The sequence below is a fragment of the Pseudomonas mangrovi genome (genome assembly GCF_003052585.1).
GTDB lineage: Bacteria > Pseudomonadota > Gammaproteobacteria > Pseudomonadales > Pseudomonadaceae > Aquipseudomonas > Aquipseudomonas mangrovi.
The window spans coordinates 196,113-220,900 of sequence record NZ_QASN01000017.1; the positions used below are offsets into that span (position 1 = coordinate 196,113).

18 protein-coding genes are annotated in these 24,788 nt (G+C 68.2%); 8 read left to right on the plus strand and 10 right to left on the minus strand.

Annotated elements, in window-relative coordinates:
• Positions 1 to 49: 49 nt before the first annotated feature.
• Together DBO85_RS09875 and DBO85_RS09880 are read right to left on the minus strand one after the other, a co-directional pair.
• A complete protein-coding gene (locus DBO85_RS09875; protein WP_108107094.1) occupies positions 50 to 1,465 on the minus strand; it encodes a NarK family nitrate/nitrite MFS transporter in 1,416 nt (471 codons plus the stop codon).
• Entirely contained in the window at positions 1,462 to 2,742 is a 1,281-nt protein-coding gene (locus tag DBO85_RS09880; protein ID WP_108107095.1) for an MFS transporter, read from the minus strand. Before DBO85_RS09880 ends, DBO85_RS09875 begins: the two co-directional genes overlap by 4 nt.
• Before the next feature lie 235 nt (positions 2,743 to 2,977).
• Here DBO85_RS09880 and DBO85_RS09885 point away from each other — a divergent pair, with 235 nt between their 5' ends.
• Positions 2,978 to 4,780 (plus strand): histidine kinase, encoded by a 1,803-nt coding sequence (locus DBO85_RS09885; protein ID WP_108107096.1) that lies wholly within the window; start codon positions 2,978 to 2,980, stop codon positions 4,778 to 4,780.
• Positions 4,777 to 5,421: a two-component system response regulator NarL gene (gene narL / locus DBO85_RS09890; RefSeq protein ID WP_108107097.1), complete on the plus strand. Its 645-nt coding sequence runs from the start codon at positions 4,777 to 4,779 to the stop codon at positions 5,419 to 5,421. Before DBO85_RS09885 ends, narL begins: the two co-directional genes overlap by 4 nt.
• Before the next feature lie 431 nt (positions 5,422 to 5,852).
• Here narL and trpA read toward each other — a convergent pair whose 3' ends face one another.
• Positions 5,853 to 6,662, minus strand: coding sequence for a tryptophan synthase subunit alpha (gene trpA / locus DBO85_RS09895; RefSeq protein WP_108107098.1), 810 nt, complete (start codon positions 6,660 to 6,662; stop codon positions 5,853 to 5,855).
• Positions 6,659 to 7,894, minus strand: a complete 1,236-nt coding sequence (trpB, locus tag DBO85_RS09900) for a tryptophan synthase subunit beta (RefSeq protein WP_108107099.1) — start codon at positions 7,892 to 7,894, stop codon at positions 6,659 to 6,661. The genes trpA and trpB overlap by 4 nt, the downstream gene beginning before the upstream one ends.
• Positions 7,895 to 8,020: 126 nt before the next feature.
• On the opposite strand from trpB, the gene DBO85_RS09905 reads away from it, so the two are divergent.
• From DBO85_RS09905 to DBO85_RS09920, 4 genes are read left to right on the plus strand one after another with little or no spacing between them, the layout of a single operon-like run.
• The gene (locus DBO85_RS09905) at positions 8,021 to 8,692 is read left to right on the plus strand and encodes a DUF3592 domain-containing protein (RefSeq protein WP_108107100.1); all 672 of its coding nucleotides are present in this window, start codon (positions 8,021 to 8,023) and stop codon (positions 8,690 to 8,692) included.
• Between the two features lie 3 nt (positions 8,693 to 8,695).
• Positions 8,696 to 9,586, plus strand: coding sequence for a LysR family transcriptional regulator (locus tag DBO85_RS09910; RefSeq protein WP_108107101.1), 891 nt, complete (start codon positions 8,696 to 8,698; stop codon positions 9,584 to 9,586).
• A 26-nt stretch (positions 9,587 to 9,612) separates the two neighbouring features.
• Positions 9,613 to 10,605, plus strand: a complete 993-nt coding sequence (locus tag DBO85_RS09915; protein ID WP_108107102.1) for an SMI1/KNR4 family protein — start codon at positions 9,613 to 9,615, stop codon at positions 10,603 to 10,605.
• Between the two features lie 22 nt (positions 10,606 to 10,627).
• Positions 10,628 to 11,125, plus strand: coding sequence for a DUF3060 domain-containing protein (locus tag DBO85_RS09920; RefSeq protein ID WP_108107103.1), 498 nt, complete (start codon positions 10,628 to 10,630; stop codon positions 11,123 to 11,125).
• Between the two features lie 21 nt (positions 11,126 to 11,146).
• Here DBO85_RS09920 and DBO85_RS09925 read toward each other — a convergent pair whose 3' ends face one another.
• Positions 11,147 to 11,935, minus strand: a complete 789-nt coding sequence (locus tag DBO85_RS09925) for an AraC family transcriptional regulator (RefSeq protein WP_158268890.1) — start codon at positions 11,933 to 11,935, stop codon at positions 11,147 to 11,149.
• 207 nt (positions 11,936 to 12,142) lie between these two features.
• Here DBO85_RS09925 and DBO85_RS09930 point away from each other — a divergent pair, with 207 nt between their 5' ends.
• Positions 12,143 to 13,078, plus strand: a complete 936-nt coding sequence (locus DBO85_RS09930) for a lipase family alpha/beta hydrolase (protein WP_108107105.1) — start codon at positions 12,143 to 12,145, stop codon at positions 13,076 to 13,078.
• 48 nt (positions 13,079 to 13,126) lie between these two features.
• Positions 13,127 to 14,146, plus strand: a complete 1,020-nt coding sequence (locus tag DBO85_RS09935; protein ID WP_108107106.1) for a lipase secretion chaperone — start codon at positions 13,127 to 13,129, stop codon at positions 14,144 to 14,146.
• Positions 14,147 to 14,288: 142 nt separating this feature from the next.
• On the opposite strand, the gene DBO85_RS09940 is transcribed toward DBO85_RS09935, so the two are convergent.
• From DBO85_RS09940 to recC, 5 genes are all read right to left on the minus strand, one after another.
• The gene (locus tag DBO85_RS09940; protein WP_108107107.1) at positions 14,289 to 14,759 is read right to left on the minus strand and encodes a hypothetical protein; all 471 of its coding nucleotides are present in this window, start codon (positions 14,757 to 14,759) and stop codon (positions 14,289 to 14,291) included.
• A gap of 148 nt (positions 14,760 to 14,907) precedes the next feature.
• On the minus strand, positions 14,908 to 16,077 hold the full coding sequence (locus DBO85_RS09945; RefSeq protein ID WP_108107108.1) for a hypothetical protein: 1,170 nt from the start codon (positions 16,075 to 16,077) through the stop codon (positions 14,908 to 14,910).
• 29 nt (positions 16,078 to 16,106) lie between these two features.
• Positions 16,107 to 17,933 carry an exodeoxyribonuclease V subunit alpha gene (gene recD, locus DBO85_RS09950; protein ID WP_108107109.1) on the minus strand — a complete coding sequence of 609 codons (1,827 nt, stop codon included), beginning with the start codon at positions 17,931 to 17,933 and terminating at the stop codon, positions 16,107 to 16,109.
• The gene (recB, locus tag DBO85_RS09955) at positions 17,930 to 21,484 is read right to left on the minus strand and encodes an exodeoxyribonuclease V subunit beta (protein ID WP_108107110.1); all 3,555 of its coding nucleotides are present in this window, start codon (positions 21,482 to 21,484) and stop codon (positions 17,930 to 17,932) included. The genes recD and recB overlap by 4 nt, the downstream gene beginning before the upstream one ends.
• Positions 21,481 to 24,765 (minus strand): exodeoxyribonuclease V subunit gamma, encoded by a 3,285-nt coding sequence (recC, locus tag DBO85_RS09960; RefSeq protein WP_108107111.1) that lies wholly within the window; start codon positions 24,763 to 24,765, stop codon positions 21,481 to 21,483. Before recC ends, recB begins: the two co-directional genes overlap by 4 nt.
• Positions 24,766 to 24,788 lie beyond the last annotated feature (23 nt).

Genomic DNA, 24,788 nt, shown 5'->3' on the forward strand with positions numbered 1-24,788 from the left:
AGCGCCGGATGGCGGTCCGGCGCTCTTTTCTAATGGGTTGGCGGCAGTGCTAGCAGGGGCTCTCGGCACCCTGGCGCGAGTACCACCACCAGGTCACCGCAATGCAGCTGGCGTAGTAGGCGACGAACAGGTACAGGGCCATCTCCGGGCCGCCGGTGAGGGCGATGGAGCTGCCGAAGGACTTGGGAATGAAGAAGGCCCCGAAGGCACCGATGGCCGAGCTGAAGCCCAGCACCGCGGCGGATTCCTTGCCGGCGGCACGCAGCGCCTGCTCCTGCGCCTGGGCCCCGCGGCCGGCGCTGGCTCGCTCGTGGAAGGTGCGGAAGATCACCGGGATCATGCGGAAGGTGGAGCCGTTGCCGATGCCGGTGGTGACGAACAGCAGCATGAACATCGCCAGGAAGCCGTAGAAGTTGCCGGCCTCGCCTGCGGCCGGGAGGAAGTGCAGCACGCCGAACACCGCGGCGATCATCAGCACGAAGTTCCACAGGGTGACGCGGGCACCGCCGAGCTTGTCGCTGATCCAGCCCCCGACCGGGCGGATCAGCGCACCGACCAATGGGCCGAGGAAGGCGAAGCTGAGCGCGTTGACCTCGGGGAAGGCGGTCTTGATCAGCAGCGGGAAGGCCGCGGCGAAGCCGATGAAGGAGCCGAAGGTGGCCAGGTACAGCCAGCACATCAGCCAGTTGTGCTTGCGCTTGAAGATCACCGCCTGATCGGCGAACGAGGCGCGCGCACTGGACAGGTCATTCATGCCGAACCAGGCCGCGAGGGTCACCACGACGATGAACGGCACCCAGACGAAGCCGGCGTTCTGCAGCCACAGTTGGCCACCGCCGGCCAGTTCCTGTGGCTGGCCGCCGGCCGCGCCGAACAGGCTCAGACCGATCACCAGCGGCACGCTGAACTGCATCACCGACACGCCGAGGTTACCCAGGCCGGCGTTCAGCCCCAGGGCGGTGCCCTGCTGCGCCTTGGGATAGAAGAAGCTGATGTTGGACATCGAGGAGGCGAAGTTGCCGCCGCCAAAGCCGCAGAGCAGGGCGATGATCACGAACACGCTGTAGGGCGTGCTGGCGTCCTGCACGGCAAAACCCATCCACAGCGCCGGAAGCAGCAGCGAGGCGGTGCTGATCGCGGTCCAGCGGCGGCCACCGAACACCGGCACCATGAACGAATAGAAGATCCGCAGGGTGGCACCGGACAGCCCCGGCAGCGCCGCCAGCCAAAACAGCTGGTCGGTGCTGAAGGCGAAGCCGATGGCGTTCAGGCGCACGATCACCGTGCTCCAGACCATCCACACGGCGAAGGCCAGCAGCAGTGCGGGGATCGAGATCCACAGGTTGCGGTTGGCAATGGCGCGGCCGCCGGTGGCCCAGAACTGCGCGTCCTCGGGGTGCCAATCGTGGATCACCGGGCCCTTGCGCGCAGGCGAGCCGCCCGCACCTTTCGATATCACGGTCATGATCTTTCTCCGGAGGATGCGGCAGACGCCTGGCCGGAAGCGGCCTGTCTGCCCATGAGCGGGGTTTTGCGCACTTCGCTGAAGTACATCCAGATCAGGGAGACCCAGACCACGCCGTACAGCAGCATGAAACAGGAGGAGCGCACGCCGGTGAGGTCCACCAGGGCGCCGAACATGATCGGCAGGACGAAGCCGCCGAGGCCGCCGGCCAGGCCGACGATGCCGGAGATGACGCCCATGTTCTGCGGGTAGTCATCGGAGATGTACTTGAACACCGAGGCCTTGCCGAAGGCCCAGGCGATGCCGATGGTGAACATCAGCGCGGTGAAGACGTATTCGTTGAGGCCGATCTGGAAGCTCTTCGGCCCGTCGACGGTCTGGATGGTCAGGTCGGTCTGCGGATAGGAAAGCAGGAACAGGCACACCCAGCTGACCCACATCACCCACCAGGTCACGCTCTGCGCGCCCCACTTGTCCGACATCCAGCCACCGATGGCGCGCAGCACGCCGCCCGGCAGCGAGAAGGCCGCAGCCAGCAGCGCCGCGGTCTGCAGGTTGAAGCCGTACTCCTGCACGTAGTACTTGGTCATCCACAGCGACAGCGCCACGTAGCCGCCGAAGACGATCGAGTAGTACTGGCAGTAGCGCCACACCGCCGGGTCCTTCAGCGCCTGGAGCTGCTCGCTGAAGGTCACGCTGGCGGCTACCCGATGCGCCCGGTTCTCGCTGGTGAGGAACCAGAACAGCAACGCGGTGATGAACATGATCGCCGAGTAGACCTTGGGCACCATCTGCCAACTGGCCGCAGCGATGATCGCCGGGGCGACGAACTTGGTTACCGCGGCACCGGCGTTGCCGGCGCCGAAGATGCCCATGGCGAAACCCTGGTTGCTCTTGTCGAACCACTTGGCGACATAGGCGATGCCGACCGAGAACGAGCCGCCGGCCAGGCCGACGAACAGGCCCAGCACGAGGAAGTGCCAGTAGGCCGTGGCTTCGCTGATCAGGTAGATCGGCAATACGCAGACCAGCATCAGCACGAAGAACACCAGGCGCCCGCCGAACTTGTCGGTGAGCATGCCCAGCGGCAGGCGGATCAGCGAACCGGTCAGCACCGGAGTGGCGGCCAGCAGGCCGAACTGGGTCTCGTTGAGGCCGAGCAACTCCTTCACCGGTACGCCGAGCACGGCGAACATCATCCAGACCATGAAGCACATGGTGAATGCGAAGGTGCTCATGCCGAGCACCAGGCCTTGCTGCAGTTTGTGACTAGCCATGGCGGACTCCTGATCCGTTGTCCATGGCTCGCACCCTAGGCAGCGCAACCGCCGCTTCGCTTGACCAGCGTCAAGACGGCTTACCCGAGCAAAAGACTATGATTTGCCCCGCTACCCCCTTCGAGGTAGCCCCGAATTCAAAAAAAAATCACTTTATAAACAGTAAGTTGGAATAAGTTCTCGGCTGATCCGTGCGGCACGCCGAGCCCGCCAACTCTTTCGAGGTAGCGCCTGCATGTGGCAGTGGTTGCGCGGTTCCCTGCCGGCTCGGGCAGGCCTTGCGGTGATCCTGATCGCCACCCTGGCGCTGGGCAGCGCGGTCAGCGCCGGACTGATCGCCTGGCTCAGCGAGGACGATGCGGCGGCGATCAATACCGCCGGCTCCCTGCGCATGGCCACCTATCGGTTGAGCTGGAAGCTCGAAGCCGGTGCGCCTGCCGAAAGCATTCGCCAGCTCGGCGACAACCTGCAGCAACGCCTGCAGAGCACCGACCTGACCCGTGTGCTGGACAAAGACCCCGACTCGCCGCTCAACCAGGCTTATCGGCACCTGCACCAGCGCTGGTTCACCGAGTTGCAGCCGGCGCTGGCCAGTGGCGAGGCGAGCCTGTTCCAGAACAACGCCGATGACTTCGTCGAGCAGCTCGACCAGTTCGTCCTGCTGCTGCAGAAGCAGAGCGAAAGCAAGCAGAGCTGGCAGCAGACCATCCAGGGCCTGGCGCTGTTCATCACCGTGATCGTGCTGCTGATCGGCATGTACGAGTTGCAGGGCAGCGTGCTCAGCCCGCTGCAGGAGCTGGTCGGGGCCACCGAGCGCTTTCGCGCCGGCGATCTCGCCGCGCGGGTCGGCTTTCGCTCCGACGACGAGCTGGGCCAGGTGGCGCTGAGCTTCAACGCCATGGCCGAGGCCATCGAGGAGTCGCATCGCACCCTGGAGACCCGGGTAGCGCAGAAGACTGCCCATCTGGAACAGGCCAACGCAGCGCTGGAGCTGCTCTACCAGAGCAGCTCCAGCGTCGCCACCGATGCTGCCGATGCCAATACCCTCGACCGGCTGCTGCACAGCTTTCAGCAGCGCCTGCCGGGCCTGAGCCTGAGCCTCTGCCTGCATGGCAATCCCGGCGAGCCGGCCGAGCAGCTGATCGCCCTGCACGGTAGCGACCTGCGCGAGATCTGTTCGCCGAAGGACTGCGCCACCTGCGAGATGCACACAGGCAGGAATCTGCTGGCCTGCCCGGTGGTCAACCAGGGCTGCGAGCTGGGCGAGCTGCGCGCCGGCTTCGCCGACGGCCGTCCGCCGCAGGCCTGGGAGAGCGAGCTGATCCAGGCGCTGGCCAACCTGATCGGCACTGCCCTGTCGCTGGAGCGCCGGCGCGAGCAGGAGCACCGCCTGCTGCTGTTCGAGGAGCGCGCGATCATCGCTCGCGAACTGCACGACTCGCTGGCACAGGCACTCTCCTACATGAAGCTGCAGGTCAGCCGGCTGCAGACCCTGGTCAGTCGCGGCGAGTCGGTCGCCAGCCTGGAACAGGTCACCGAGGAATTGCGCGACGGGCTCAACAGCGCCTATCGCCAGCTGCGCGAGCTGCTTACCACCTTCCGCCTGCAGATCCAGGACGGCGGGCTGGAGCAGGCGTTGCAGGAAACCACCCGCGAATTCGCCCAGCGCGGCCAGTTCGACATCCAGCTGCAATTGCGCCCGCTGGCCTTCACCCTCAGCGCCAACGAACAGATCCACCTGCTGCAGATCGCCCGCGAAGCGCTCTCCAACTGCGCCCGGCATGCCGCACCGAGCCAGGTCCGGGTCGAGCTGCGCCAGCAGGGCGAGGCGCTGGAACTGCTGATCGAGGATGACGGTTGCGGCCTGTCCGGCGACTACGACCAGCGCCAGCACCACGGCCTGACCATCATGCAGGAGCGCGCGCGCAGCCTGCACGGCGAGCTGCTGCTGGAAAACCGCATTCCCCACGGCACCCGTGTGCACCTGACATTCCAGCCGGGCTTCCTCGGCCGGCGCCCGGAGGTACTTGCGTCATGAACCAAACCACCTGTCACCGCATCTTCCTGGTCGACGACCACCCGATGATGCGCCGCGGCCTGCGCCAACTGCTGGAGCTGGAAAGCGACTTCGACATCATCGGCGAGGCCGGCGATGGTGCCGAGGCACTGCTGCGGGTGCCCGAGCTGCAGCCGGATCTGGTCATGCTGGACAACAACATGCCCAGCCTGAATGGCGTGGAAACCCTCAAGCGCCTGCGCCAGCAGGGCTATGAGGGGAAGATCCTGCTGTTCACCGTTTCCGATGCCGAGGAGGACGTACGCGACGCCATGCGCCTGGGTGCCGACGGCTACCTGCTCAAGGACATGGAGCCGGAGCGGCTGATCCAGCAGATCCGCGAAGCGCTGGAAGGCGACCTGGTGATCAGCCCGACCCTCGCCCGCGTCCTCGCCCGAGCCCTGCGCGTGGCGCCGGCAGCACCGGAGGTCGAGCTGACCGAGCGCGAACGCCAGGTGCTGAAGATGATCGCCGGCGGCAACAGCAACAAGATGATCGGCCGCAAGCTCGGCATCACCGAAGGCACGGTGAAGGTCCACGTGAAGAACCTGCTGCACAAGCTCGGCCTGCGCTCGCGGGTCGAAGCCGCGGTCTGGGCCCTGGAGCACGAACGCAGCCGCTGAACGGCTTTTCCCTCTCCTTCCGGGAGAGGGAGCAGAGCTTCGAGCGTGCACACTTTTCCTTCTCCCGCCGGGAGAGCGTGCCGAAGGCGGGTGAGGGATGGCTCAGGCAACTCGCCGCCCCCGACGTCTGATTCATGCCGCACCGGGCTCCCTGCAAAACTCGCCAGCCCGATCCCTGCAGCGCCAGCCATCCCTCATCCGGCGCTGCGCGCCACCTTCTCCCGGAGGGAGAAGGACAGCCGTGGGACGATGCTGCGGGTTGCTCCTTGCACCACCTTCTCCCGCAGGGAGAAGGACAGCTGTGGGGCGACGGTGAGGTGTGGGCTAGCAGAGCTTCGAGCGCGCACGCTTTTCCCTCTCCCGCCGGGAGAGGGTGCCGAAGGCGGGTGAGGCAAGCTCCAGACGACTCGCCGCACCCGCCGGGGCTGGCTTCAGCCGCGGGCGTTGCGCACGCCTTCGGCCAGCCGCTGGCAGAGGCCGAGCACGCCTTCGACGGCCTGCTCGGGCGAGCGAGCATCGGCGATCTGATCGATCAGCGCCGAGCCCACCACCACGCCTTCGGCCAGGCGGGCGATGGTCGCGGCATGTTCCGGGGTGCGGATGCCGAAGCCGATGCAGACCGGCAGCTCGGTGTGCCGACGCAGGCGCGCTACCGCTTCCTCGACGTGCTCCAGGGTCGCCGAGCCCGCCCCGGTCACGCCGGCCACGGAAACGTAGTAGACGAAGCCGGAGCTGCCGTTAAGTACCGTGGGCAGGCGTGCGTCATCGGTGGTCGGGGTGGTCAGGCGAATGAAGTCGAGCCCGACGGCCTGGGCCGGCGTGCAAAGGTCCTCGTTGTGCTCCGGCGGCAGGTCGACCACGATCAGGCCGTCGACCCCGGCGGCCTTGGCGTCCTCGATGAAGCGCGCCACGCCGTAGTGGTGGATGGGGTTGAAGTAGCCCATCAGCACCAGCGGGGTGTCGCTGTCACCTTCGCGAAACTCACGCACCATCTGCAGCGTCTTGGCCAGGTTCTGCTTGCCGGCCAGGGCGCGGATGTTGGCCAGCTGGATCGCCGGGCCGTCGGCCATCGGGTCGGTGAAGGGCATGCCCAGCTCGATCACGTCGGCGCCGGCGGCGGGCAGGCCCTTGAGGATCGCAAGGCTGGTGGCGTAGTCCGGGTCGCCGCCTGTGATGAAGGTCACCAGGGCGGCACGATTGTGCTGCTTCAGTTCGGCAAAACGGGTCTGCAGGCGGCTCATGCCTTGTTCTCCTGAGGGGCCAGGGCATCGCCCAGGTGGTGCATCACGGTCTGCATGTCCTTGTCGCCACGGCCGGACAGGTTGACCACCATCAGGTGATCCTTGGGCAGGGTCGGGGCGCGCTTGAACACTTCGGCCAGCGCATGGGCACTTTCCAGCGCCGGGATGATGCCTTCCAGGCGGCAGCACTGGTGGAAGGCGGCCAGCGCCTCGTCGTCGGTCACCGAGGTGTATTCGACGCGGCCGACGTCATGCAGCCAGGCGTGCTCGGGGCCGATGCCGGGGTAGTCGAGGCCGGCGGAGATGGAATGGGCGTCGATGATCTGGCCATCGTCGTCCTGCAGCAGGAAGGTGCGGTTGCCGTGCAGCACGCCCGGCTCGCCGCCATTCAGGCTGGCGGCGTGCTTGCCGGTAGCAATGCCGTAGCCGGCGGCTTCGACGCCGACGATCTGCACGCCGGCATCGTCGAGGAAGGGATGGAACAGGCCGATGGCGTTGGAGCCGCCGCCGATGCAGGCCACCAGGCTGTCGGGCAGACGGCCTTCCTTCTCAAGGATCTGTTCGCGGGTTTCCTTGCCGATCACCGCCTGGAAGTCGCGGACCATCGCCGGATACGGGTGCGGGCCGGCCACGGTGCCGATCATATAGAAGGTGTTGTGGACGTTGGTGACCCAGTCGCGCAGCGCCTCGTTCATCGCGTCCTTGAGCGTGCCGGTGCCGGCGACCACCGGGATCACGGTGGCGCCGAGCAGCTTCATGCGGAAAACGTTGGCCTGCTGCCGATCGATGTCGGTGGTGCCCATGAAGATCACGCACTCCATGCCGAAGCGCGCGGCCACGGTGGCGGTGGCCACGCCGTGCATGCCGGCGCCGGTCTCGGCGATGATGCGCTTCTTGCCCATGCGCCGGGCCAGCAGGATCTGGCCGATGCAGTTGTTGATCTTGTGCGCGCCGGTGTGATTGAGCTCTTCGCGCTTGAGGTAGATCTTCGCCCCGCCGCAATGCTCGGTCAGGCGCTCGGCGAAATACAGCGGGCTCGGCCGGCCGACGTAGTCGCGCTGGAAATAGGCCAGTTCCTTGATGAATTCCGGGTCGGCCTTGGCCTTCTCGTACTCGGCGGCCAGATCGTGGATCAGCGGCATCAGGGTTTCGGCGACGTACTGACCGCCGAAGTGACCGAACAGGCCCTTGGCGTCGGGACCGTTGCGATAGGAGTTCTGTGAACCAGGCATGGCAGGCATCCGTGGGTTGGTCAGACAATGCGCGCAGTCTACGACTGGACAGGCGCCGGCAAATACCGATAATTGCGCCCATTCATGTGAGTTTTTCTAACAGATTACCTGATTGCGGAGATTGCTATGAAACAGGGATGGCTATGGATTTTCCCCGGTATAGGCGCATTGCTGCTGGCTGGTGCCGTTGCAGTTCAAGTCAATCGACTGAGCCATCAGGACAGCCTGACGGCCGCTGAGGGCTGGGTCGCACATGTCGTGCAGGGCTGCCCGACCATTGAGTTTTCCACGGTGGACGGCCAGTCCGTCCAGTTCCGCGGCGGCGTCTGCAGCAGCCCGCCCGCCTACGACGTCGGCGAGCGTGTTCGCGTCCTCTACCCCGCCGCCTCGCCCGCCAGCGCCCGTCTCGACAGCTTCACCGAGAACTGGTTCGTCAGCCTGGTGCTGGGCGGGATCGGGTCGGTGTTCCTGCTGATCGGCCTGGTCTTCGTGCTGCCGCCGCTGCTCTCGGGTTTCCGTGCGCGGGATCTGGCGGTGACTGGCGAGGCGGTCTTCGCCGTCCCGGTGGATGTGCAGCGCAACACCTCCTACAGCGTCAATGGCCAGCACCCCTGGCGGATCATCGCCCAGTGGCAGAACCCGGCGACCGGCAAGGTCCATCTGTTCCGCAGCGACAACCTGTGGTTCGACCCCAGTCGCTTCGTCGCCGAGCAGAAGCAGATCCGCGTGCTGATCGACCCGCAGAAGCCCAAGCGCTACAGCATGGATGTCAGCTTCCTGCCGGAAGTGGCGGACTGAGTCATGCGCCAGGAGCTGCCGTCGCTCAACGCGCTGCATGCCTTCGAGGCCGCCGCGCGACTGCAAAGCGTGAGCCGTGCGGCCGACGAGCTGCACGTCACCCATGGCGCGGTGAGTCGGCAGATCCGCAGCCTCGAAGAGCAGCTCGGCGTGGTCCTGTTCATCAAGGAGGGTCGCGGCCTGCGTCTGAGCGAAGCCGGCCTGCGCCTGCGTGACGGCTGTGCCGATGCCTTCGCACGGCTGCGCCAGGCCTGCACCGAGGTGCGCCGCCAGGCCGACGATGCGCCCTTCGTGCTCGGTTGTCCGGGCAGCCTGCTGGCGCGCTGGTTCATCCCGCGGCTGGACCGCCTCAACCGCGAGCTGCCCGAGCTGCGCCTGCAGCTCTCCGCCAGCGAGGGCGAGCCGGACCCGCACAAGCCCGGCCTGGACGCCACGCTATGGTTCGCCGAACCGCCCTGGCCCGCCGACATGCAGGTCTTCGAGCTGGCCGCCGAGCGCATCGGTCCGGTGCTCTCGCCGCATCACCCCCGCTGCGCCAGCCTGCGCGACGCACCTGCCAGCGCGCTGCTCGCCGAGCCCCTGCTGCACACCGCATCACGTCCGCAAGCCTGGCCCGCCTGGGCGCGCAGCCAGGACCTGGACCCCGGCGCCCTGGTGCTGGGCCAGAGCTTCGAACACCTCTACTACCTGCTCGAAGGCGCGCTGGCCGGCCTCGGTATCGCCATCGCGCCGCAGCAACTGGTAGCCGATGATCTGGCCAGCGGCCGTCTGCTGGCTCCCTGGGGCTTCGTCGAAACCCGCGCCCGCCTGAGCCTCTGGGTACCCGGTCGGCAGACCGACCGCCGCGCCGAACGCCTGGCGCAGTGGCTGCGTGAGCAACTGCAATCCCCCTGACCGTTTCAACGACAAGGACGCCCCCAATGCCCGGCTTTCCCGATGACATCGATCTGCAGGCCTTCTGGGACGACGATCTGTACGCGCGCCAGAACATCACCGACCTGCCGCCAACCGATGAGCTGGTCGCCGAACTCGAAGCCGAGCTCGGCTACCGCCTGCCCGCCAGCTATCTGGCCTTCATGCGCCGGCACAACGGCGGCACCCCGCGCCTGAGCTGCTTCCCCACCACGGAAACGACTTCCTGGGCCGAGGACCACGCCGCCATCACCAGCTTCCTCAGCATCGGCCGCGCCAAGACCTACTCGCTCGGTGGCGAGCTGGGCAGCCGCTTCATGATCGAGGAATGGGGCTACCCGGACCTGGGCGTGTACATCTGCGACTGCCCGTCGGCCGGCCACGACATGGTCGCCCTGGACTACCGCGCCTGTGGCCCGTCGGGCGAGCCGCAGGTGGTCCACGTCGACCAGGAAAGCGATTACCGAATCACCTTTCTCGCCGCGGACTTCGAGAGCTTCGTGCGCGGCCTGGTCGACCCCGAGGTCTACGACAGCGCCGAGGACGACTACCAGGACGACCTGCTGCGGGTGACCCGCGGCAGCTTCTCCGCGGCGCTGGCCCCGCTGCTGGAGAACGTCGCGCCGCTGCCGCAGATCGGCGAGGCGCTGCGCACCATTGCCCTGCGGATTCTCGAAGAAAAACGCTACTTCGCCCTGCACGCCGACCCGCTGTCCTGGCTGCTGTACGACCTGCAGTTCTGGCTCTACCAGCGTCACCATCGCGTCGAGCGGCGCGAAGACTATCTGGATGCGTACCCGGCGCTGATCGCCTTTGGAGAGGGCTTCGGCACCGGCGGCTATGCCCCTGATTTCATCAAGGACTGGTTCAAGGCACGCTTTGCCGCAGGCGAGCTGAAACAGAGCCGCGACGGTATCGTGCTCAGCGAACAGCACCAGACGCAGGTACTGGAGCAGGTGCGTGCGCTGCTCGCGGCGAACCATACGCGCGACCAAAACTGAACCTACCTATCGGAAATCCCCCATGCACAAGAGCTTTCTCTACAGCGGCCTGCTCGCCGCGCTGGCCGTCGTCAACGTTCAGGCCGCCTCGCTGGAGGTGAATGGCTCGGGCCTGGTGCAGAACCTGTCCTGCACCGGCCAGGACGTCAGCATCGGCGGCAACGACAACCAGATCCGCCTCAGCGGCCAGTGCGGCGCCGTTCTGGTGCAGGGCTGGGACCTGCAGGTGACCCTGGACAAGGCGCACTCGCTACGGGTCAACGGCGTCAACATTCAGGTCCGGGTCGAACGTACCGACAGCCTGAGCGTGGACGGTAGCAGCAACCAGATCCGCGCCACCCTGAGCGGTGGCGAGCCACCGAGTGTGGCCAGCGTGGCCGGCGCCGAACATCTGCTCGACCTGCACTTCAACGGGCCGGCGCGGGTCGAACTTGGCGGTATGGATCACCGCCTCGACTGGCACGGCCACGAGCCGGTGATCGAGGCCTCGGGCGTACGCCACCAGATCGATCGCTGGTAGCCGGCGCGGGTCGGCGCCCGTTCAGGCCCGCTCGACAAACAGCCGCACTCCCCGCGAGCGGGCCAGCACGCTGGACGGCGTCATGCCGAGAATCGTGCGGAAGGTGTGATTGAAATGGGCCGAGTCGGTGAAGCCTGCCGCGATCGCCGCATCGGTCAGGCTCAGGCCCTGGGCAACACCAACCGAGGTGACGAACAGCCGGTGCCACTGCCGATAGCGGCGGATGGGTATGCCGACATGCTGGCGAAACAGCTGCGTCAGCCGCGGCACCGACAGCGCAACCTGGCGGGCCAGGCTTTCGATGGAGGGATTGCGCGCCACGTCGCGCTTGATCAGCTCCACCGCATGCATGACCCGTGGATCACAGGGCGGCGCCTCCCAGGGCAGGCCCTGCGGATTGATCAGCAGCTCCAGCCACTGCCAGACCTGTGCCGGCTCGGCCGCCTCGCCGCGCAGGCTGGAAAAACGCTCGATCCACTGCGCCTCGTCGTCCAGATCGAGTGCCAGCTCGCCCAGCTGGCGAGCAAAGCGCGGCTGCAGCCGGCGCCAGTCCGCACCGAACACATCGAGAAAGCACATGGCGATGCGCGAGCCGCAACTGTCGGCGTCGAATGCCGCGCCAGCCGGTGCGAGGGCGGATCGACAGAGCGCTTCACCCGCGCCATTGCGCAGCCTCAAGGGTCCGTCGAGCCCGATCACCAGCATGCAGGCGGCCTGGCTGAGCTGTAGCGGCTGGTCGAAATGGCTGAGGTAGAAGGTGCGCTTGTCCCACAAGTAGAGCAGCAGCAGACCCTGGTCGTGCATGGGCATTGAGCCTCGTTGTTGTTGTGCTCGCAGGGTTAGCACAAGCATGCACAGGCGAGAAGAGCGAACGCGACACAGGTCGCGAAAATCGCCCCACCACCCGGAGATTTCAGCAGTTCTTACAAGCTGGGCGGACGCACGGGTGATTCCATGGCCGCCGCTTCCGCTGCTGTGTGCGGAAAGCCACAACAACAACGAACACAGGAATACCTCATGAAAAAGCTACTCCTCCCGCTTGCTGCCTCCCTCGCCTTCGGCGCGCTCTCCGCGCACGCCGGCACCCAGGCCCAGACCCGCAATCCGGTGGTCCTGGTCCCCGGCATCTTCGCCTTCGACAGCATCGCCACCGTGGACTACTGGTACCAGCTGCCCAGCACCCTGCAGAAGCAGGGCGCCACCGTCCACGTGCCCAAGATCAATGCCTTCGACAGCTCCGCCCGGCGCGGCGAAGACCTGATCGCCCAACTCGAGCAGATCCGCGCCGCCTCCGGCGGCAAGGTCAGCAAGTTCAACCTGATCGGCCACAGCCAGGGTGGCGTGACCGCACGCTACGTAATGAACACCCGCCCGGACCTGGTCGCCTCGGTAACCACCCTGCACTCGCCACACAAGGGTTCGCCACTGGCTGATCAGGTGACCGAAACCGCACCGGAAGGCAGCCTCCAGGGGGTCACCCTGGATGTGCTGCTCAACGCCACCGGCGACATGGTCAACCTGCTCTCGGACAACCGCAAAAGCCGCTCCGACGTCAGGGCCATGCTCGCCGAGTTCAATCAACAGGGCGCGGCCGCCAACAACGCCACCTTCCCTGCCGGCCTGCCCACCAGCGCCTGTGGCGAAGGCCCGCAAAGCGTGACGCTGGGCGGTCACCCGATCCGCCTCTACTCGATGAGCGGTACCTCGCCGATGACCAACCTGTTCGACCTGTCCGACCCCCTGTTCGTCACCACCTCGCTGTCCTTCAGCGAGCCCAACGACGGCGTCACCGGGCGCTGCTCCAGCCACTTCGGCAAGGTGCTCAAGGACAACTACCGGATGAACCATATCGACGTGAACAACCACCTGTTCGGTCTGGTATCGCTGTTCGAGACCAACCCGAAGACGGTCATGCTCAACCACGTCAATCGCCTCAAGAACGCCGGTCTCTGACCCCCGCCGGGCACGCCTGCGGGCGTGCCCGCCTTCGAGGAAGCTTCGATGTCGCAACGAATCCTCGGTGTCGCGCTGCTCGGCGGCCTCTGCCTGATCGGCGCCAGCACCTACTTCACCTATCAGCAACTCGACATGCCTGAGCCGCCCGCAGCGCCGGTGGCGCCGCCCGTCGCGGTGGACAGCTCGGTCGAGCAGTCACGCGCACTCAATCGCCAACTGCGCGACACATCGATCAAGGCATTGCCCGATCCCGGCCCGCTGCCCGCTTCGCTACAGGGTGCCCAGCATGGGGTGCTGCTACGCATGAGCGAGGATGGCCAGCTCATCCTCCAGGAAGACCTGCTGCACCTGTTCGACTTCTACCTTGCCGGCGGCGAAGAGGATGACCTGGCGCGGCTGCTGCAACGTATCCATCGCGATCTGGCGGCGCAGCTCAATGGCGTCGCCCTGGACCAGGCGCGCGACCTGCTGCGCCGCTACATCGACTACCGCATTGCCCTGAAAGACCTGCCGCGCATGCCGCGCACGCTCGAACCCGTACAGTTGCGCCAGCGCCTCGCGGCGCTCGACGCCATGCGCCGCAGCCACTTCAGTACCGAGGAAGTCGAAATGTTCTTCGCCAGCCAGTATGCCGAAGACAGCTACACCATCCAGCGACTGGAGATCACCCGCAGCGACCTGGACCCGCAGCAACGCCAGCAGGCCCTCGACGCACTCGATCGACAATTGCCGGATGCGCTGCGCGAGGCACGCCAGCAAAGCACCAGCCACGCCGAGCTATACGCCACCACCCGGCAGCTGCAGTCCGAGGGCGCCAGCGCCGAGGATCTCCGCCGAGTGCGCGAGGAAAGTCTTGGCGCCCAGGCGGCCGATGCGCTGGCGCAGCTGGACCAGCAACAGGCGCAGTGGCAGGCACGCCTGAGCGACTACACCGCCGAGCGCAACCGCTTGCGCAGTGCCGGCCTCGCCGAGCGCGACCTGCAACAAGCCATCGACGCACTGCAGACACGCCGCTTCGACGAACGTGAACGGCTGCGGGTGAGAGCGCTGGATGGCGAACTGTGACAGCCGGCTCAAGCCGAGGGGACGACCTGGGTAGTCCGCTCGGCAGCCTTCGGGCGCCGAGCGAAGCGCGGCTCAACCGCGAAGCCCATGTCCTGGCCCCGCAGGTATCCGAGACACCGCCCGTTGGGCCCGGCGGCCCAACCTACTTGCGCGGGACGGGAATCTCGATGCCGGGGCAGGCTCGGGAATAGAACACCACATGGCGATTGGACAGCCTGATCTGCCGATCGGGGGCGTCGTAGATGCTCAGGTTGTCGTAACGCTCTCTCTGCAACCATTCTTGCGCCGGATAGCGGGCACGCACCGATTCGCGAAAGGCTTCGAACTCAGCGTAAGGACGGGCTGACTGCGAGGTGGTATGCGCGAAATACAGCATGTAGATGCACTCCTCTTTGGCTCGCACCTCGACGTACTGACGTGCAGGGTTGTCGCGATCCGTGCTGTGTATCGAAGTCGCGGTCGGATGCGAATAGGGTGAGAAATAGCGGTCGTCCAGCGCGCTCAGCGGTTGCCCCAGGCAGGCTTCCGGGTCGCTGAACACGTCGCAGGTGGGTGCTGCATGCAGTGGCATGGCAGGCAGTGCCGAGAGGGCCAGCAGGGGTATCCAGCGCATTCGTTGCGTCCTTTTCAGCCAGATGAATCCATTCGCAGATCGTTCATGCGTTGAGTCCTACGCCGAGCGACGCGAGGCCCAACGTGGCTGCCCATACGCAAGCCGCGAAGGTCTCCGAAACACCGCCCGTTGGGCCTGGTGGCCCAACCTACAGCTTTACCCGCCCCGGTTGCTGGCGGATGACCTCGTAGGGCAGCACCGACCACTCCGGGTACTCGCAGGCGCGGGCCACGCGGGCAAAGCTGGGGCCAAGATGGAGGCCCTGATCGCTCAGATACCAGGAAGGATATTTCCAGATCTCGGTGTCGCTGTAGTCACAGTCGTCATCCGTCGCGACCGGCTGCATCTGCTCCGGGTAGAGCCGGGTGAGCTGCTCGACCAGCCAGGGCGCCAGCTGCTCGCGGCGATAACGCGAGTAGTTCGAGAAGTCGGTGTCGTTGCGCTCGGGGGCCGCGGAGTCGTCGCGATAGTCGTAGCGGAACGGCTTGCCGTCGCCGATCCAGAGCACTTCCTCCAGGGTCAGTTCGTTGCCGCTGTCGACCTCGATGGTCAGCGGCACATCGCCGAAGTCCGGGTGCGCGCCGCCGCAGAAGTAGCTGGTGAAGAGGCTCAGGCTGACCGCCTTGGCGGAAAACAGGTGCGGGGTGGCGTGCTGGTCGAACTCGCTGCCCATGCCGCTGCCACCCAGCTGGCACTGGTGAAAGGCCATCACCTCCTGCCAGAAGCGCTCGCGCAGCTGCAGGTTGATTCGTTCCAGCTGCGCCGGGGAGTAGCCGTCGAGCAGTTCGAACAGCTCGATGCCACTGACCTCGTCGCGACGCCACTGCAGCCGTCGACCCATGAACTCGCTTTCGCGCAGGGTCTGCCTTTCGCCGCTGGCGAGCAGGCGGATGAACTCGTAGGGCTGGCGCTGGTACAGGTCCACCCAGAACGCGTCGGCCCCGGCCGGAAGTGCCTCCAGGCGCACGGGTGCCAACTGCACGGCGAACACCCGCCCCTGCGGGCTGCGCCATTGCCCTTTCCAGCCGCCCTCCTCGGTCGGCGTCAGCGCCAGCTGCGGCAACGGCTCGCCAAAGCGCTCGTAGCCTTCCTGCAGCTGCATACCGCCTGCTGTAACAGTCCCCTCCAGCGGCAGGTCCAGCAGGTGCTTGCGGTAGAAATAGCGACCTTCGACGCGTTCGCTCTCCAGGTGCAGCTCGACCACTATCGGCATCTTGCCCAGCACACCCTCGAGAACCTGGATATTGCCTGCCGCGTGCAGCAGAGGACTGGATAGCAGCACCAGTGGCAACAATGCCCGGCGGATGGCACACAACATGGATTCCCCTCTCCTTAGAAATGAGTGATTCAGAACAACTGGAACTGACCCGCGGCATTGGCCTCGGCCGGCCCCGGTGGATCGCCCTGGTCCGGCGCAGCGATCGCCAGCCGCTCGGCCAGCCCGGCGGCACGCTCGGCACGGGTGCTGACTGCCTCCTGCAGGCGCGGCGCCAGGCTCCACAGCTCGACGCGCCGCTTGGCTCGGGTAACGCCGGTGTAGAGCAGGCTGCGGGTCAGCAGCGGGCTGGGTTGCTCGGGCAGTACCAGCAGCACCTCTTCGAACTCAGAGCCCTGGCTCTTGTGCACGGTCATGGCAAAGGCGCTGTCGTGGCTGGGCAGGCGCGCCGGCACGAAGGGCCGGTAGCCGTCCTCGCTCTCGAAGAACACCCGCAGGCCGTGCTCGCTGTTCAGGCAGATGCCGATGTCACCGTTGAACAGGCCGAGGGCGTAGTCGTTCTGTCGCACCATCACCGCGCGCCCCGGATACCAGCGTGCGTTGCCCAGGCTGAAGCGCCGGCGGATGCGCGCCTCGAAGGCCTCGTTGATGCCGGCCACGCCCCAGCCCCCTTCACGCTGCGCGGTAAGCACGCGAAAGCTGTTGAAGGCGGCGAAGGCCTGCGCCGGTTCGCCGCCACGCGCCGCCGCGAGAAAGCCGGCGTAGCCGCTGTCCAGCCGTTCAAGCAGGCCGTTCTGAGCCGGATGGGCATTCCAGGCCAGGTCCGGGCGATCCTCGGCGAGCAGCGCCAGGGTGCCGCGCGCCTCGCCGGCGTTGATCCGCCGGGCCAGTTCGCCGATACCGCTGTCGCCGGCGAAGCGATGGCTGTGGCTGAGCAGCACCACGGCATCGCCGAGGCGCGAGCTCGGCGCCTGCACCGGCACGCGCTGTCCGGTGATGCGCTGCAGCTCGGCCACGGAGCCTGCGTCAAAGCCGCGGCCCTCGCACAGTTCGGCGAACACCGCGCCGGCTTCCACGGCGCTGAGCTGATCCTTGTCGCCGAGCAGGATCAGCCGCGCGCCAGGCGGCAGTGCCTCGACCAGCTTGGCCATCAGTGCCAGGTCAATCATCGAGGCTTCATCGACCACCAGCACATCCAGCGGCAATGGCTGGGCCGCGTCATGGCGTACCTGCGGGCTGTCGCCGCTGGCCCCGAGCAGGCGATGCAGGGTGCGCGCGGTCTCCGGCAGCGCCGCCTTGATCTCCTCGCTCACCGGCAGCGCCGCCTTGGCATTTCTGATCGCCTCGGCCATCCGCGCCGCGGCCTTGCCGGTCGGCGCGGCCAGGCCGATGGCCAGCGGCCGGCCCTGCTCCAGCAGCGCGGCGAGCAGGCGCACCACGGTGGTGGTCTTGCCGGTGCCGGGGCCGCCGGAGATCACCGCCAGCTGGCGGCGTACCGCCTGGGCCGCCGCCAGGCGCTGCCAGTCCGGGCTCTGCTGGTTGAAGGCGAACAGCCGCTGCAGGCTGTCTGCCAGGCGCTGCTCGTCCACCGCCGGACGCTGCCCGGCCAGGGCCAGCAGACGCTGTGCCAGGCGCACCTCGTAGGCGTGATAACGCGCCAGATAGAGACGTTCGCCATCCAGGATCAGCGGGGCGAAGGCTCCGGGCGCGCCAACCAGCGCACTTTCGTTCAGTTGCGTACGCCACTGCGCCAGCTCTGGCAGGCGCAGCGCACTGCCCGACCAGGGCTGACTACCGGCCCAGGCGCGCAGCGGCAGGCAGACATCGCCGCGCGCCAGTGCCTCGCTGCACAGCGCGGCGCCGGCCAGCACCGCTGGTGATGCCTGCGGGTCGAGGCGCTGCAGGCTGTCGAGCAGCGCGCGCTCCAGCGACCCGAGGGGGATATCGGCAAGACTCATCGGCCGCCCTCCGCGAACAGCTGATCAAGCGCATCGAGCAGGCTGTCCGCCGGTCGCTGGAAGTACACCCCGGCGCTCGGCATGCCGCGCAGGAACAGGTAGTAGGCGCCGCCCAGGGCACTGTCGACGAAGCCTGGCAGACGCAGACGCAGGAAGCGCCGCAGTGCCACCAGGTAGATCAGGTACTGCAGGTAGTAGTGCTCGCCGGCGATGGCCTGCTCTAGCCGCTCGCCACCGTAGTGGCTGGCGTCCGGTCCGAGCCAGTTGGACTTGTAGTCGAGGATGTACCAGCGTCCGGCATGCTCGAAGGTCAGGTCGATGAAGCCCTTCATGAAGCCCTTGAGGCTGTCGAACTCCAGTCGCTCGGCCGCGCTGCGCATCGTCGGCGGCAGGCAATGCGTCGGGTCGAGCAGCAGCGTGCGCAGCCGCTCCACGTCCAGTCCGGCGACCGGAAAGGTGAAGCCCAGTTCGGGCAGCCGCCGCCCGGGCGCAAGCGCGGCCAGGCTCAGGCCCTGGCCGTCGAGGTCGGCGTGGATGACCTGTTCGAGCTGGGCCAGGGCGGTCTCGGCCCAGGTCTCAGCATCGATGCCGTGGGCACTCAGCGCCGGCGCCACCAGCTCGGCCAGCGCGCCCTTGCCGCGCGCCCAGTCCTCGAGGATGGCGTGCAGGCAGGTGCCGGCGCGGGCGCCGCGCGGGAAGGCGAAGAAGCCGCTGCCGGGGTCGACGCTGGCCAGCGGCAACTGCTCGTCGCGATCGGGTGCCTCCTTGTGCATGCCGGCGGCCAGGCCGGAAAAGCTGCCCATGCGCCAGGCGCTGTTCAGCGCGCGCTCCAGGCTGCGCAACGGCGCCGGCATGGCGGCGCGCGACTCGCCGCTGGCGGCCGCCTCCTCGCCGGTCAGGGGCAGCAGGGCGATGCGCCCGGCGCTGGCGTTCACCAGTTGCTGCAGTTCCTGGCGCAGCCCGGCCGGTTCCAGGCCGGCCAGGTGGCTGGCCAGCTCGCCGAGCGCATCGCCGCCGGGCAGCTCACGACCGTGCAGCAGCCAGGCCAGGGCACTGCTGTGCAGGCCCTCGTCGGCCAGGCTGCCATCCTTCTTCGGCTTGCACAGGGCCACCGGTCCCCAGTGCAGCCAGAGCCCGGCACGCGCGCGGGTGAGGGCCACGTAGGTGAGCCGCAGCTTCTCGGCGAAGCTCTCGCGGCGGGCGGCCTCGACATGCTCGGCGAGCCGGTCGCCGCCGAGATCGAGCAGCGGCGTGCCGTCCTCGTCGTGGCAGGTCGCGCTGTCATCGTTGCGTCCCAGCAGGCGGCCGTCCCACAGGTAGGGGCAGAACACCAGCGGGTATTCCAGGCCCTTGGCGGTATGGATGGTGACGATCTGTACCCGTTCGGCATCGCTTTCCAGGCGCAGCAGCGCACCCTCGCCGTGGTTGTCGATGGCGCGCTGCGCCGCCAGCCAGGCGAGCAGCGCCTCCAGGCCCTGACGCTGCTGGCTTTCTTCCTGCAGCAGCTCGGCCAGGTGCAGCAGGTTGGTCAGGCGGCGTTCGCCGTCCTCCAGCGCCAGCAGGCGCTCGGCCACCTGCTGCTCGTCCAGCCAGGCGCGGAAGGCGCGCATGAAGCCCTGCTGTTGCCAGAGCTGGTGGTAGCGCTCAGCCGCCTCGCGCTCGGCATCCCAGGCCAGTGCATCGGTCTGGCAGCGCGCCAGGTCGGCGGCGCTGCGCCCAAGCAACCGGGTCATCAGCGCGTAGCGCAACACGCCTTCGCGGCCTGGTTCGGCGTAGGCCGCCAGCACCGCCTCCAGCTCGCCGGCCTCCTCGCTGTGCCAGACGCTTTCCTTGCCGCGGCGCACGCTGGGCACCCCGCGCGCACTCAGCTCGGCAGCCACCTCGGCGGCCTGGCGATGGCTGGCGACCAGCACCGCGATGTCGCCGCCACGCAGCGCGACACGGCCAGCCGGCTCGTCGAAGTAGGCCTCCCCACGGGCGCTGGCGGCGAGCAGCGCGGCGATACGCCGGGCGCTGTCGGTGGCGGCCAGGGCACCCGCCTCGCCCTTGCCGAGCGCCTCGTCGTCCAGCCACACCAGCGCCAGCGGCGCGACCTCACCGGGCAACACCAGCGGCGCCCGCTGACGCTGGCTGGGCAGCACCGGCGGATAGTCCAGCCCCGGCTCGGCGAAGGGTCGCGGGCGGTCGAACAGTTGGTTGAGCGCGGCGATCAGCGCGTCGGTGGAGCGGTGGTTGGTGTCCAGGCTGTACTGCCGCGCGCTGTCGTCGCGGGCGCGCAGGTAGGTCGCCAGGTCGGCGCCGCGGAAGGCGTAGATGGCCTGCTTGGGGTCGCCGACGAAGCACAGGTCGGCGCCGGCCACGTCGGCCGGATAGATGCGCCGGAAGATGTCGTACTGGATCGGGTCGGTGTCCTGGAACTCGTCGATCAGCGCCACTGGGTATTGCGCACGCAGGGTCGCCGCCAGGCTGTCGCCGCCTTCGCCGTAGAGCCCCTCGCGCAAGCGGTTGAGCAGATCGTCGAAGGCCAGCAGACGCTGCGCCGCCTTGCGCTGCGGCAACTGGCGGTTGAGCTGGGCGATCAGCTCGACCTGCAGGTCGATCAGCCTGCGCTCGGCCTGCGGGCGCGCCGTTGCCAGCGCCTCGCAGAGCGCCTGCAGGGCATCGCCGAGCGGACTGGGCGGCGCCTGGCGATCCTTCTTGCAGGCTTTCGCCAGGCCCTCGCGTGACAGCCGGGTCAGCGCATCGCCGCCGGCGAAGAGCGCCGCCGGATCGCTGAAGTAGGCATCCAGGCTGGCCTGCCAGGCCGCCAGCTTGGTCGCATCGAACATGTTGCTCTTGAACCCGTCGCACTTGCGCAGCTGCGCCAGCCAGTCCTCGGCGCGGCTGTGCCAGAGCGCCTGCGCGTGGTTCCAGGCGTGCCGCAGCGGAGCCAGTTCGACCCCCGCCCCTGGCGTAGGCTCGATGCGCAGGTAGGGTTTGCCGAGGTGGCCGCGCAGCCGCTGGCGCAGGCTCTGCGGGGTGATCTTGTGCTGCACCAGGAAGGCCGCCCAGTCCGCATCGGCGTCGGCCAGGTGCTGGCGCCAGAGGTCGGCGAGCAGTGCGTCGAGCAGCTCGCGGTCGTCCTGGGTCAGCTCGGCATCGAAATCGCCGCCGGCCTCGAAGGCGGCATCCTGCAGGGCGCGCTGGCAGAAGCCGTGGATGGTGAAGATCGCCGCCTCGTCGAAGCCATGCACCGCCAGCAGCAGCCGGCGGCGATGCTCGGCCTGCGGATAGCGCGTCTGCAGTGCGTTGAGCAGCGCGTCCTCACCCGGCCCGTGCTCGTAGACCGCGAGCAGCTGGGCCAGGCGCGCGCGGATGCGCTCGCGCAGCTCGGCGGTGGCGGCGGTGGTGTAGGTGACCACCAGAATCTGGCCCACCGACAGGCCGCGCTCGAGCAGCAGACGGGCGTAGAGCGCGGTCAGCGTCCAGGTCTTGCCGGTGCCGGCGCTGGCCTCGATCAGCGTGCGCCCGGCGAAGGGATCGTTGAGCAGATCCAGCGGTGCCTGGCTCATGCGTCGTCCTCCGCGTCACCCTGCAGGGCATCCAGCGCCGGGCCATAGAGCGCCTCGGCCAGCTGCTCGAAGCGCTCGCCCAGCGGATCGACGCCGCGGAAGGCCAGGGCGTTCCACGGATCGAGTGCCTCCGCGGCGAGGTAGTCGTTGCCCAGCCAGTGGGTTCGCGCCTCGCTGCGCGCCGCGTCGAGCGGCTCCTTGCGCCCGGGGTGACGTGATTTGTAGGCAAACCCGTGACTGGCGCGGGCGAACAGCGGCAGCGGCGCCAGCAGCGCCTCGCGGTAGGCCGCAAGCCAGGGCGCCAGGAGCGCCTGCGGATCGGCCAGCGGGCCCAGACGCCACTCGCTGCGCGGCGACAGCAGCCGGCTGTCGCGGGCAATGCCGTCGCCCGCGGCGATGTTCAGTAACAGATGACGCAACCAGAAACCGGCCAGCTCCCAGGGGCCCAGATCACGCAGGCGGTAGCCGAACAGGCCGGCCTCGGTGACGCCATCGAGCCAGCCATGCAGGTGCACGCCGGCCAGTTGTACATCCACCAGCAGCGGCTGCGGCGCCTGCTGCGGGCGCTCGGCGAACAGCCGCGGGGCGAAGGCGCGGATCGGTCCGCGCAGGCTGCCCCAGTAGGCCTGGCCCAGCTCTCCGACCGGCAGCAGCGCGGCGGATGCCGCCACCCGGCGTTCCTCGGCCTCGCTCCAGCCGCGCTCCACCGCCTGCAGGGCCAGCTGGCGCAGGCGCTGTTGCACCTCGCGCTCCAGGGCGAAGGGTTCGTCGCCCGCCAGGCTCTGCTCGCTGGCCGGCAGGCGCAGGCCCAGGCGCTGCTCCAGGAGGAACCGCGCCGGATGGCGGAAGCATTGCAGCAGGCGGTTCGGCTCGATCTGCAGCCAGTCGTCCGCGAGCGCTTCCAGCGCATCGGCGAAGGGCGCCGGCGGCGCCAGCGGCGGCCGCGCGAGGGTCTGCGCGGCGCGCTGCCACCCGGCCGCGAAGCCGCCGCCCAGCGCCGGATCGAAGTTGCCCGGGGCGAAGGGCTGTAGCGGATGCAGGAAGGTCCGTGCGCGACTCGCCAGCCCCTGTGGATTGTCCGCGGCAGGCTCGGCCTCTGCGCACAGGTCGATGCAGTCGAGGATCTCACTGACCAGCACCGAGGGCGGCAGCGCCGCGTTGTCACGCGGGTCTCGGCCGACATGACTGAGGTAGAGGCCATCGCGCGCGCTCTGCAGGATTTCCAGCAGCAGGTAGCGGTCATCCAGGCGTCGCGCGCGGTCGCCCCGTCGTGGATGGCGGGCGATCAGGTCGAAGCCGGCGGCCGGGGTACGTCGCGGCAGCGCGCCGTCGTCCAGGCCGAGCAGGCAGACCCAGCGAAACGGCAGGCTGCGCATCGGCACCATGGTGCAGAAGGTCACCGCGCCGGTGAGGAAGCCGGAGGCGCCGCTGCCCTGCTCCAGTGCGGCGACCAGTTGCTGGCGCACCAGCTGCATCGGCAACGGCCGGCGGATGTCCGCCGCCTCGGCCTGCTCGCGCAGGGCGGCGCAGGCGCGCGACAGCAGCAACAGGGTCTCGCCGGCCTCGGCCTCGTCGAACAGCTCGTCGATCAGCCGCTGCAGACAGTCGGCCCAGTCCGCCAGCGGGCGCGGCCGGTCCAGCTCATCAGCCCAGCGGCCGAGCGCGGCGACGAACCCGGCCAGGCGCCCTAGCAGCTGGGCGCGGGCACCCTCCAGCGCATCCAGCGGCCAGCAGTCACCGAGCAGCGGCGGCGCGTCGCCCGCCAGCTGCTGCGGGGCGGCAAAGCCGAGCAGCAGCCGGTCGAGACCCTGGCGCCAGCTGAAGGCGGCTTCCGGCGGCAAACCCAGGCGCGCTCGATGGTTGTCATCACGGCCCCAGCGCACCCCGGCACTGCGCAACCAGTCGCGCAGCAGCGGCAGGTCTTCCTGCTCGATGCCGGCGCGCCGGGCCAGCGCCGGCCGCTCCAGCAGGCCGAGCAGTTCCTCGGCGGCAAAGCGGCTTTCCGGCAGCGCCAGCAGCTCGAGGAACGCCTCGATCAGCGGCAGCTCGGTGCGCAGGCTGCGGTCCGCCAGGCTGTAGGGGATGCGCGTCGCCCGCGTGGCGCCGCCGCGCCCGCCGAAAACCGCCTCGATGAAGGGTGCGTAACGCTCGATGTCGGGGGTCAGCACCACCACCTGATCCGGCGTCAGGCTCGGGTCGGCGGCAAAGCGCGCCAGTAGCTGGTCGTGTAGCACCTCGACCTCGCGCAGCGGCGAGTGGCAGACGTGCAGCTCCAGCGAGCGATCGTCCACGCGCAACCGCAGGCGCTCCTCGGCACTGCGACTGCGCAGCCGCAGGATGTCGTTCTGCATGGCGTGCAGCAGGCTGTCGTCATGCAGGTCGGCATCCGCGGCGTAAACCCCGATTTCCTGCGCGCCCTCCTCGCTGGCCAGGGCGAACAGGCTGTCGAAGAAGTCGCGGCCCTGCTTGCCGAGGCTGGCCAGCAGCGGATGGCCGACGTCCAGGTACCAGTCGTCCGGCATCACGCGGCTGTCGCGCGCCAGCTCGCGCAGGTCGCGAATCTCGCCCCAGGCTTCGCGGCAGGGATTGAGTGCGAACAGCACCACCTCGCAGTGCCGCGCCAGCGCCTGCAGCACGCGCAGATGATGCGGCGGCAGGCTGCTGATGCCGAACACCACCAGGCGCTCCGGCAGCCCGGCGGGCGCGGCGCCGCTCTGCAGCCGTGCCAGCAGATCGCCGAACAGCCGCGCGCGGTGTGGGTGGCCGTCGACGGTGAGCATCTGCCAGAGCAGCGCCTGCCAGGCTTCGTCCGGCCCCAGATCGAGCAGCTGACCGCGCTCCCAGGCCTCCAGCCAGTCGTCGCGAAACAGCAGGTACTGGTCGAAGACGTCGGCGATGCGTCCGGCCAGCGACAGCCGCCGACGTTCGTCACTGCCCTCCAGGTAATGCGCCAGGCGCGGCGCGCGGGCCAGGTTGTCGGGCTCGCAGAGCCAGTCATACAGGCGCCAGGCGAGGGTCTGCGGCTTGAACGCGCTCTGCTCCGGCAGCTCGCCAAGCACCTGCCGCGTCAGTTGCCAGATGAAGCTGGCCGGCAGCTGCACGTCGAGCTGCATGACGATGCCCTGGCGCCGCGCCAGCTCCAGGGTCAACCAGCGGCCCATGCCCTGGCTGGGCACCACCACCTGCACCGGCGCCAGCGGGTCGCCCTGCGGCTGCGCGAGCAGCTGCGCGGCGAGTTCGCCGAGGCTTTCCAGATCGTTGGCGTGATAGAGGCTGAGCATGCGCAGGCTTCGCGTGGTACAGA